Source organism: Exiguobacterium sp. s5 (assembly GCF_018618075.1).
Classification (GTDB): Bacteria; Bacillota; Bacilli; order Exiguobacteriales; family Exiguobacteriaceae; genus Exiguobacterium; species Exiguobacterium mexicanum_A.
The window spans coordinates 33,397-43,677 of the sequence record NZ_JACSLK010000010.1 but is presented as its reverse complement, the minus strand read 5'-3'; the positions used below and the strand labels follow the sequence as shown (position 1 = coordinate 43,677).

Sequence of the window (10,281 nt, the reverse complement as noted above, 5' to 3'; positions counted from 1 at the left end):
TCCTGAGCCAGGATCAAACTCTCCAAAGAATTTGATATAGCTCTTTAAAAATGACGAAGCTTGCGCTTCATTCAAAAATTGTAAAACTTATTTTTGCCTCATCGTTCAGTTTTCAAAGTTCGTCTGTCGCTCATTGGCGACTCTTAAAATAATACAAGTCATCGACACAGTTGTCAACCACTTTTTTTATTCTTTTCCGCTGCCATCAGCGGCAACGTTTATTACTTTACCGCATCCCTAAATAGAACGCAAGAGTTTTTGCAAAAGTTTTTCTAAAAAAGTTTTTAGCCTCTTTAAACCGGCAACATTCTCCATAGAAAAACCTCTCGCACGTAAGAGCGAGAGGTTAAAACGATTCTTTACTGTTGGTGTCTCATCGTCGGGAACAATAGAACATCACGAATCGATGGTGCATTCGTCAACAACATGACGAGGCGATCGATTCCGATTCCAAGACCACCCGTTGGTGGCATTCCGTATTCGAGCGCCTCAAGGAAATCGTTGTCCAATTCATGGGCTTCGTCATTCCCTGCTTCTTTCTCAAGAAGTTGAGCTTCGAAACGCTCACGCTGATCAATCGGATCATTCAATTCCGTGAAGGCGTTCGCATGTTCACGACGAACGATGAACAATTCAAATCGATCCGTGAAGCGTGGATCTGTATCGTTCTTTTTCGCCAATGGCGATACTTCGACAGGGTGACCTGTGACAAACGTCGGTTGTAACAATGTTTCTTCGACTTTCTGCTCAAAGAATTCATTGACGATGTGACCGAACGTCATATGGTCTTGAATCTCGACACCGTGCTCTTTTGCAAGCGCACGTGCATCTTCATCAGACATCTGTTGCCAGAAATCGACGCCTGTTTCTTCTTTAACCAAGTCGACCATGTGCGCACGTTTCCAACCGACAGCCAAATGAATCGTATCTTCTCCATATTGAACGTCCGTCGTGCCAAGAACTTCTTGGGCTACGTGAGCTACGAGTTCTTCCGTCAAATCCATGATGTCATTATAGTCCGCATACGCTTCATACAATTCAATCATCGTGAACTCTGGGTTATGACGTGTTGAGATCCCCTCATTACGGAAGACACGGCCAATCTCATACACGCGCTCGAGACCACCGACAATCAAGCGCTTCAAATGAAGCTCGATGGCGATCCGCATATATAATTCCATATCAAGTGCATTATGGTGCGTCAAGAACGGACGGGCCGCCGCTCCACCTGCGATTGTATGCAACATCGGCGTTTCGACTTCCAAGTAACCGCGATGGTTCAAGAAATTCCGAATTTCCGAGATGATGCGGCTACGCAGAATAAACGTTTGACGCGAATCATTATTCGTAATCAAATCCAAGTAGCGCTGGCGATAGCGTTGCTCAACATCTTTTAAGCCATGATATTTATCAGGAAGCGGACGAAGTGCTTTTGTTAAGAGTTCGAACTCTTCAACATGAATCGACAATTCGCCGACGTTCGTCTTGAACAGCTTCCCTTTCACCCCGACGATGTCACCAAGGTCAGATGATTTGAATAAATCGAACGGTTCGTCACCTACATCATTTTTACGCACGTAGATTTGGATTTGTCCTGTGACGTCTTGGATGTGGGCAAAAAAGACTTTCCCTTTTCCACGTTTCGTCATGATTCGTCCGGCAAGCGTCACTTCGACGTCTTGTTCGGCCAAGGCTTCTTTTTCAATCGCCTCATATTGTTCATGTAATTCACCGGCGTGGGCAGAACGTTCGAACCGACGTCCGAACGGGTCAAGCCCTTGTTCACGCATCTCGGTCATTTTTTCAAACCGAACCTGCATTTGGTCATTCATTTCCAACTCGTGACTCACTACTCCATTCACTCCTCTATACGTATTGGGGATGTCTAATAAAAAACTGTCAGCCTCACGGCCAACAGCACAGCCTAAACCGTTTGCTTGTGTGGTTCACTTTTTCGCCAAACAAGCTTACCACAAATCAATTTTTTTCACTAGTTCACACTTCTTGCATTTGTCGCTCGAGCTGTTCCACAAAATGATACAACACGATGCCAAAAGCATCTCGCGATTCCGTTTCGTTGATTTGCTTCCGAACCGGGCCGCTGCCTTTCAACCCTTTCAAGTACCACGCCGCATGTTGACGCATCTCGCGAACGGCCGTCACTTCTCCTTTGATGGCAATCAAGCGATCGAGGTGCAACATACAGATGTCGATTTTTTCACGCGCCGCTGGTTCTGGCGGAAGTTCACCCGTTTCCAAATACTGCACCGTTTGATACAGCATCCATGGGTTACCAAGTGCTGCCCGCCCGATCATGACGGCATCGACACCGTAGTGATCAATCGCATGTTTTGCTTCTTGAGGTGTCGAAATATCGCCGTTACCGATAATCGGAACCGTCGCAATCTTCTTGGCTTCGCCAATCCAATCCCAGTTTGCAGTTCCTTCATATTGTTGAGACCGCGTACGACCATGAATCGCAATCGCCGCCGCTCCTCCAGATTGAGCCGCCCGAACATTGTCGAGAATATAAATATGGTCTTCGTCCCAACCGAGGCGCATTTTGACCGTGACCGGCTTATCGACCGCTTGCGACACGGCGTTCACCATCTCGTAAACTTTGTCCGGGTCAAGCAACCATTTGGCACCCGCCTCACACTTCGTGACTTTCGGGACTGGGCAACCCATATTGATATCGATGATGTCCGCATTCGTGTTTTGATCCACGTACTGGGCCGCTCTGACGAGTGTGTCTTTCGAACCACCAAAAATCTGAAGGCTGAGCGGCTTTTCCCGTTCATCGACGTAGAGCATCCGGAGCGTTCTTGCATTCTCCAATAAAATCCCTTTATCGCTGACCATTTCAGCACAGACGAGTCCCGCGCCAAATTCTTTAGCAATCAAACGAAACGCAGGGTTTGTCACTCCGGCCATCGGGGCAAGGACGGCGCGGTTCTTTATATCGATATTACCAATTTTGAACCCTGACACTTCTCCACTTCCTTTGCTAACGTTAAACCGAGCTGACCAATGATTGTAACGGTCCGAGACGGACGACGTCTTGCCGTTCCGACTCAGGAAGGGCTTCTAGCAACGCCCGCACCGTCATTCCCTTTACCTCGACCGCCGGAGCAATCTCCGCGAACGGGGCAAGGACAAAAGCGCGTTCATGCATCCGTGGATGCGGAACAGTTAACTGCTTCGATTGTATATCTTCGCTGTTATAGACCAAGATGTCAAGGTCGATTGTACGCGGTCCGTTTTTAAATAACCGCTCTCTCCCTAGGTCCCGTTCAATCTGTTGGAGTTGAAGCAAGGCCGCCTCCGCCGAAAGGGACGGCTCGACTTCGACGACCATATTATAGAAAGATGGCTGATCTGTGTATCCGACCGGTGCCGTCTCATATACGGATGACTCTTTCGTCACCTGAAGACCGTTTACCGCCATCGCTTGAATCGCTTCTGCCAGATAGTTGGCACGCTCCCCAATGTTCGATCCCAGCGCTACGTACATCATACGTTCCGTCTCCGTGTCATCTCGATTGCGACTGAGTCATAATGACCCGGGATGGGCGGGTCCGGCTTGATCACTTTGACGGTGACGCTTTGAATCTTGTCGCTGTGGGCCAAGACAGCCGTCGTGATGCGCTCGCCCAGCGCCTCGAGCAAATTGACCGGCTCCCCAGTGACGATGTCTTCCGTCAATTGATAGAGTCCCGCGTAACTGACGCCGTCTGCCAAATCATCCGATTGTCCGGCCGGCGCCAAATCCAACTCACACATTAAATCGATATTAAACCGTTGACCGAGTCGATTCTCTTCTGCAAACACACCGTGATAGCCATAAAAACGCATCCCATTCACAAACATCTTATCCAATTTGTCCGCCTCCCAGCATCGCGTCCATCATGAGTGACGCTCGTTTATTCTCTCGTACGTCATGAACCCGAATCCACGCACAGCCTTTCATAATGCCTAGACACGTCGTCGCCAATGTCCCTTCCAGTCGTTCTTCGGTCGGTAAATCAAGCGCTTGCCCGATAAATGATTTACGTGACGTACCGAGCAACACCGGATAACCAAGGTTCGTGATCACGTCGAGTCGATTCATCAGTTCCATGTTTTGCGCATAGTCTTTCGCAAAGCCGATTCCCGGGTCTAACCAAATCATCTCATCCGGCACACCTGCCGCTTGAGCGATTTCAATCGATTCATACAAGTCACCGACGACCTCCTCGATGAAATGGCCATAATTTCGATTGTCGCGATTGTGCATCAAGATGATGGGAACGTTAAACGCCCGTGCCACTTGTGCCATCGATTGATCGCCCCACTTCGAGCCCCAGACGTCATTGATGATATCGGCCCCGGCTTCTAATGCCGCCTTTGCCACCACCGGTTTGTACGTATCGATCGAGATGAGCACATCAATCTCTTGCTTCAGTTGACGAATGACAGGAATGACTCGCTCGATTTCTTCTTCCGCCGAGACGAACCGGGCTCCCGGCCGTGTCGATTCCCCGCCGATATCAATCGCGTCCGCTCCGTCTTGAACGAGTTGCTTGGCGTGAGCGACCGCCTGTTCAAGCGCCGTATACCGTCCTCCGTCCGAAAACGAGTCCGGCGTCACATTTAAAATTCCCATGATTTTTGTCATCGCGTTTCTTCCCTTTCAATCGCATGCAACAAGACAGACCAACATGCTTTAAATTTTGCCCCGTCTTTTCCTGGATAACTGTTCCCGGCATAGTCTGTGACCGGAGCAATCTGTTGAACCGAATTGGTCAACCAAATCTCGTCTGCCTGTGTAAGTTCCGCAAACGTCACATCACGTTCCTTCACATCAAACGTATCCATCACCCAACGTCGCGTGACCCCAGCCAGAGGTCCCGTCGCGAGCGGCGTCGTCCAAAGTTGGTCAGCTTCGACCCAGAAGATATTCGAGACAAGCCCTTCTACGACATGTCCTGAGTCATCGGCGAACAGTCCTTCCGCCTCCCGATCAACAAGCATGCGCTTCCCTAATATATTGTTCATATAATGATGGGATTTTAAGCGGAATGCCGCTTCGGGCCGACTTCTTGGAAACGGGATGGCTTCCAGCCGTTTTTCCGTGGGCTGGAACGATTCCGGTAACGGCTTGACGAGCAGTGTCACGTTTGGACGAGTGTAGCGTCCGTCGTAGAGTCCAAGTGGCGCCACCCCCGCGGACACGTTCAAGCGCACATACAGGTTCGGGGTCCCGTTTTGACGAACGACGTCTTGAATCGCCTGCTCCATCTCTTGTTTCGTATACGGTAAATCAATCCATAGTTCCGCTAAGCTCTTTTCGAGACGTTCCCAGTGAAGATCAAACAAGAACGGGATGCTATTGAACGTTCGAAACGTCTCGAACAGGCCCATCCCATATAAAAATCCGTGATCTTCCACCGGAATCGTTACTTCAGAGCTGCCCCGCAGTTCGCCGTTATGCCAAAGCCACATGACGATACACCTCGACGAAATTACGAATCATGTCTTTGCCGTGTTCTGTCAAAATCGCTTCCGGATGAAACTGGACCCCTTCAATTGGTAACGTTTCATGTCGAAGCGCCATGACCTCTCCAAGGCTCGTTTCCGCCGTGACTTGCAAGCACGATGGCAGCGAGTCTCGTTCGACTGCGAGCGAATGGTAGCGTGTCACGATTGTCTGTTGCGGGATGCCGTTAAACAGCGTGTTTCCGTCATGTTGAATCGCTGACGTCTTGCCATGCATGAGCCGCTCGGCATGAACGACTTTTCCGCCGAACGCTTGAGCAATCGCTTGATGTCCAAGACAGACGCCAAGAATTGGGATGCGACCGGCAAACGCCTGAATCGCGTCGATACTGATACCTGCCTCGTTAGGTGTACACGGACCAGGCGAAATGACGAGATAACTTGGGGCGAGCGCTTCAATTTCCTCGATCGTGATGTCATCGTTACGACGGGCGACGAGTTGTTCACCGAGCTCCCCAAAGTATTGAACTAAATTGTATGTGAACGAGTCATAGTTATCGATGAGTAAAATCATACCGTCGCCTCCGTCATTTCTTTCGCTGTCCATAGCGCTTTCGCCTTGGAAAGTGATTCGGCGTACTCCGCTTCAGGATCCGAATCGATCACAATCCCGGCACCAGCCTGAACATGGGCGATTCCGTCCTTCACGATCATCGTCCGAATCGTGATGTTGAACACGAGGTCATCATCCCAACTAAGCCAGCCGTATGAGCCGGTGTAAATCCCACGCCGGACCGGTTCGAGTTCCTCGATGATTTCCATCGTCCGGATTTTCGGCGCCCCGGTGATGGTGCCGCCCGGGAACATCGCGCCAAGTGCTTCGGCTCCCGATACGCCGTCCCGCATCAGACCGCGCACGTTCGAGACGATATGTTGGACGTGCGAGTACTTCTCGATGACCATCAGTTCATCGACATGCACTGTCCCGTAAGCCGCGACTTTGCCCAAGTCGTTTCGTTCCAGGTCGACCAGCATGACATGTTCGGCCCGCTCTTTCTCATTGTCGAGTAGCGTCCGAGCCAGTTCCAGATCTTCCGCCTCATCCCGGCCTCGCGGTCTCGTTCCGGCGATCGGGCGGGTCGAGATGGCGGCGCCATGTTTTTCAATCAACAGTTCTGGTGAAGCCGACACCATCGTGAGCGAGTCGTCAACGAAATAACCCATATACGGTGAAGGGTTCACTTTCCGGAGCGTGTCGTAGATGTGACGCGGGTGTGCGAGCAGCGGTTCCGACTGCCGGACGCTCAAATTCACTTGGAACACATCGCCCTCGACGATGTAGTCTTGAATCTTTTGCACGGCCGCAACGAATTCATCCTGTGACAGCGAACGGGATCGCTCGACCGTTCCGCTCGTAAGCGGCGGAAACGCATAATGTGATTCTGTTCGCCAGAGGGCGGCAAAGCGCTCGAGCTTCGCCTCCGCTTGCTCATCGGCCGTGACCATCACGTATAAAAGCGACTCTTCTTCATCGAAGACCGCTACTTCATCGAACAACAAGAATGAAACGTCCGGTGTTGCCAAATCGTCTTCCGCTTGCCGTGGTAAACGTTCGAGGGTACGGGCTACATCATAGCTCACATAACCGATCATCCCGCCGAAAAATGGGGGAGCACCTGCTGGCCGCTCGGTGGCGTACCGGGTCCGAATTGTTTCGACGATGTCGAGCGGGGCACCGTGCATCGTTTCTGTCGCATCAGAGGTGATGAACGTCCCGACCCCATCTTTCACGTGAAGCGTAGCGAACGGCTCAATCCCGGCCATCGTATAGCGGCCGACGCGTCCGCTCTCTAACCACGCATAGTGCTTCTTCCCTTCCGTCAATGTCATATATGTGTCGTACATCTTCTCTTTTGTCATACTCATGGTTTTGAACGCTGTTTGTCTCACGCCACATTCCCCCGTTCCACTGATTCATGCCTTTAATTGTACACAAGAAAAGGCAGTTACCGAAAGAAGTTGTCTCCCGGTAACTGCCGTTTGCTTATGAGCGAACGCTATCTGATTCTTCATCGAATTGATAGAGTGGTGTGCTGAGGTAGCGTTCTCCGTTTGACGGGATGATCGCCAGCACGTTTTTCCCTTTGCCGAGACGTTTGGCCGTATCGACAGCGGCAGCGATGGCTGCACCTGACGAGATGCCTCCGAGCACGCCGTTCGTCTTAGCCGCAAGACGTGCGTATTCGAACGCCTGATCGGTCGTGATTTGAAGGACACCTTCATAAATCTCCGTATCGAGAATCGACGGGATGAACCCGGCGCCGATGCCTTGGATTTTATGCGGGCCTGGTTTACCGCCCGACAAGACCGGTGAATCGACCGGTTCAACCGCTAGGATTTGAACGTTCGGATAGTGGGCTTTCAACACTTTACCCGCTCCCGTAATCGTTCCACCTGTCCCGACGCCGGCGATGAACGCATCGACTTGAAGACCTGACGCATCGAATGCGTCGACGATCTCAGGTCCCGTCGTCATCTCGTGCACGTTCGGGTTGGCTTCATTGTTAAACTGCTGCGGGAGGAAATAACCGTTTTGTTCAGCCTCTTCCGTCGCACGGCGAATCGCTCCGCCCATCCCTTCAGGACCCGGCGTCAAAATAAGTTCGGCGCCGTAGCCACGAAGCAAATTGCGACGTTCCATGCTCATCGTTTCCGGCATGACCAAAATCGCTTTATAGCCTTTGGCCGCACTGACCATGGCGAGACCGATTCCCGTGTTCCCACTGGTCGGTTCGATAATCGTATCTCCTGGTTTCAAGACCCCTTCTCGTTCCGCCGCTTCAATCATAGCGAGCGCAATCCGGTCTTTTACGCTAGACCCCGGGTTCATATACTCCAATTTCAAGTAAACCGTGGCATCTTCAGCGCCAGTCAATCCATTCAATTTCACAATCGGTGTCTTTCCAATCAAGTCTGTTACTGAATCTACGATACGCATTTCATTTCCTCCTCCATAATTCCGACTATTCCGATATTGTAATAATACCCTATCAGATTCAAAATATGCAATTTGGAGCAAAGCGGTCAGCGTGCTTGTTGTTTCATCGTTTCTAATTGTTCCGCCGAGAAGTGGTATTTCTCGCCACAGAAGTGACAAACCGCTTCAGCGCCGCCATCCTCTTCAATCATGTGACGAATCTCTTCGGCACCGAGCCCGATAATCGCGCTTTCCATACGGTCGCGACCACATGTGCAATTGAATTGGACCGGCTTTTGATCCAACACTTCGAGGCTGTCGCCAAGGAGCATATGGAGCATCTCTTCCGGTGTCTTCTCTTCTCCGATGAGGACCGACACTGGCGGGAACGTTTTGAGTGCCTGTTCAAGCGCTTGAATCGTCTCTTCTGACGCATCCGGCATCAATTGAACGATGATGCCGCCTGCCGCAAGAATCGATTCATCTTCCGGGAGGACGAGCACACCCGCACCGACGACTGACGGCACTTGTTCTGACGTCGCGAAGTAGTACGTGAAGTCTTCACTAATCTCACCCGTTTGAATCTCAGACGAGCCGCCGACAAAATCTTTTAAACCGAGGTCTTTAATCACCGAAATCGTCCCGCGTCCGACGGCTTCACCGACTTTCAGCTTCGTCAAACCGTGATCATTCACGAACGTGCCGCCTTCGACACGAGGATGTGACACGTAACCGCGCACGTCTCCCGCCGTATCAGCATCGACGATGATTTTCCCGATTGGTCCATCACCTTCGACTTTGAGCGTCACGCGAGCGGCGCCTTTTTGCATCGCACCGATCATCGTCCCGATCGTCATCGTGCGCCCGAGCGCTGCTGAAGCGACCGGTGTCGTCTGGTGACGGAGTTGCGTTTCAAAGATCGTTTTCGTCGTCCGGACGGCAAACGCGCGGACTTCCCCGTTGAACCCGAGGGCACGGACGAGGTAATCGGCTTTCATTTGGTCAAGTAATGCTTGTTGTTCTGGTTGAATCATATTGAGTAACTCCTTTAAGTTTATTTCTGGTTGCGCTCATAGATGAGACGAAGCCCATCAAGCGTTAAAAATGAATCGACGACATCAATCGTCTCGGCATGCTCGCTAATCAAACGTGCGAGACCGCCTGTGGCGATCACGGTCGCTTCTCCGACTTCACGCTTCATGCGGCCGACAATGCCATCGACTTGTGCGACATAGCCGTAATACGTCCCGGACTGCATCGCTTGAATTGTATTTTTCCCAACGACCGTAGGTGGCGTCGCGAGCTCGATACGAGGTAATTTAGCCGCCCGTTGGTAGAGCGCCTCGACCGAGATCATGATGCCCGGCGAGATAATTCCTCCGTGATAGCGGCGGTTCTCATCGATATAGCAGTATGTCGTCGCCGTACCGAAATCGACGATGATGAGCGGCCCATCATACTTGGCGATTCCAGCGACCGCGTTAACGATGCGGTCCGCTCCGACTTCGCGCGGATTGTCGACATGAATGTCGAGACCGGTTTTCACGCCGGGACCGACGACGATTGGCCGGACGTTGAAATAACGTTGCGACATCTGCTCGAGCGGAAAGATGACCGGTGGGACGACCGAAGATAGAATCACGCCGTCAATCTGATCGAACGAAACGTTCGAATGATCGAACAGCGATTTCACGAGCATGCCGTATTCATCGGTCGTTTTCGTGCGGTCGGTCGAGATGCGCCAATGATGGACGAGCGTCTCGCCGTCATACATCCCAAGGACAATATTTGTATTCCCAACATCAATCACTAAAATCATGATAGCG

11 protein-coding genes are annotated in these 10,281 nt (G+C 51.3%); all 11 read right to left on the bottom strand.

The window, feature by feature from the left end; translation table 11 throughout:
* Positions 1-359 precede the first annotated feature (359 nt).
* Positions 360-1,850, bottom strand: coding sequence for a lysine--tRNA ligase (gene lysS / locus KNP60_RS15240; protein ID WP_021068200.1), 1,491 nt, complete (start codon positions 1,848-1,850; stop codon positions 360-362).
* A 145-nt stretch (positions 1,851-1,995) separates the two neighbouring features.
* Positions 1,996-2,934, bottom strand: a complete 939-nt coding sequence (dusB, locus tag KNP60_RS15235; RefSeq protein WP_233005531.1) for a tRNA dihydrouridine synthase DusB — start codon at positions 2,932-2,934, stop codon at positions 1,996-1,998.
* A gap of 79 nt (positions 2,935-3,013) precedes the next feature.
* Positions 3,014-3,517 (bottom strand): 2-amino-4-hydroxy-6-hydroxymethyldihydropteridine diphosphokinase, encoded by a 504-nt coding sequence (folK, locus tag KNP60_RS15230; RefSeq protein ID WP_214797806.1) that lies wholly within the window; start codon positions 3,515-3,517, stop codon positions 3,014-3,016.
* A complete protein-coding gene (gene folB / locus KNP60_RS15225; protein WP_214797805.1) occupies positions 3,514-3,879 on the bottom strand; it encodes a dihydroneopterin aldolase in 366 nt (121 codons plus the stop codon). The genes folK and folB overlap by 4 nt, the downstream gene beginning before the upstream one ends.
* Positions 3,872-4,657: a dihydropteroate synthase gene (gene folP / locus KNP60_RS15220; RefSeq protein ID WP_214797804.1), complete on the bottom strand. Its 786-nt coding sequence runs from the start codon at positions 4,655-4,657 to the stop codon at positions 3,872-3,874. Before folP ends, folB begins: the two co-directional genes overlap by 8 nt.
* Positions 4,654-5,484 (bottom strand): aminotransferase class IV, encoded by an 831-nt coding sequence (locus KNP60_RS15215; protein WP_214797803.1) that lies wholly within the window; start codon positions 5,482-5,484, stop codon positions 4,654-4,656. The genes folP and KNP60_RS15215 overlap by 4 nt, the downstream gene beginning before the upstream one ends.
* Positions 5,468-6,052 (bottom strand): aminodeoxychorismate/anthranilate synthase component II, encoded by a 585-nt coding sequence (gene pabA / locus KNP60_RS15210; protein WP_214797802.1) that lies wholly within the window; start codon positions 6,050-6,052, stop codon positions 5,468-5,470. Before pabA ends, KNP60_RS15215 begins: the two co-directional genes overlap by 17 nt.
* Positions 6,049-7,428: an anthranilate synthase component I family protein gene (locus KNP60_RS15205; RefSeq protein ID WP_214797801.1), complete on the bottom strand. Its 1,380-nt coding sequence runs from the start codon at positions 7,426-7,428 to the stop codon at positions 6,049-6,051. The genes pabA and KNP60_RS15205 overlap by 4 nt, the downstream gene beginning before the upstream one ends.
* 94 nt (positions 7,429-7,522) lie before the next feature.
* A complete protein-coding gene (cysK, locus tag KNP60_RS15200; RefSeq protein WP_021068192.1) occupies positions 7,523-8,476 on the bottom strand; it encodes a cysteine synthase A in 954 nt (317 codons plus the stop codon).
* Between the two features lie 86 nt (positions 8,477-8,562).
* A complete protein-coding gene (gene hslO / locus KNP60_RS15195; protein ID WP_051627654.1) occupies positions 8,563-9,489 on the bottom strand; it encodes an Hsp33 family molecular chaperone HslO in 927 nt (308 codons plus the stop codon).
* A 20-nt stretch (positions 9,490-9,509) separates the two neighbouring features.
* Entirely contained in the window at positions 9,510-10,274 is a 765-nt protein-coding gene (locus KNP60_RS15190; RefSeq protein WP_021068190.1) for a type III pantothenate kinase, read from the bottom strand.
* Between the last annotated feature and the right edge of the window lie 7 nt (positions 10,275-10,281).

What these genes read in the sequence shown, in the direction of transcription:
- folK (WP_214797806.1), bottom strand. Translation starts at nt 3,517, where the DNA reads ATGATGTACGTAGCGCTGGGATCGAACATTGGGGAGCGTGCCAACTAT.
- KNP60_RS15215 (WP_214797803.1), bottom strand. Translation starts at nt 5,484, where the DNA reads ATGTGGCTTTGGCATAACGGCGAACTGCGGGGCAGCTCTGAAGTAACG.
- dusB (WP_233005531.1), bottom strand. Translation starts at nt 2,934, where the DNA reads ATGGCCGGAGTGACAAACCCTGCGTTTCGTTTGATTGCTAAAGAATTT.
- KNP60_RS15190 (WP_021068190.1), bottom strand. Translation starts at nt 10,274, where the DNA reads ATGATTTTAGTGATTGATGTTGGGAATACAAATATTGTCCTTGGGATG.
- folP (WP_214797804.1), bottom strand. Translation starts at nt 4,657, where the DNA reads ATGACAAAAATCATGGGAATTTTAAATGTGACGCCGGACTCGTTTTCG.
- hslO (WP_051627654.1), bottom strand. Translation starts at nt 9,489, where the DNA reads ATGATTCAACCAGAACAACAAGCATTACTTGACCAAATGAAAGCCGAT.
- pabA (WP_214797802.1), bottom strand. Translation starts at nt 6,052, where the DNA reads ATGATTTTACTCATCGATAACTATGACTCGTTCACATACAATTTAGTT.
- cysK (WP_021068192.1), bottom strand. Translation starts at nt 8,476, where the DNA reads ATGCGTATCGTAGATTCAGTAACAGACTTGATTGGAAAGACACCGATT.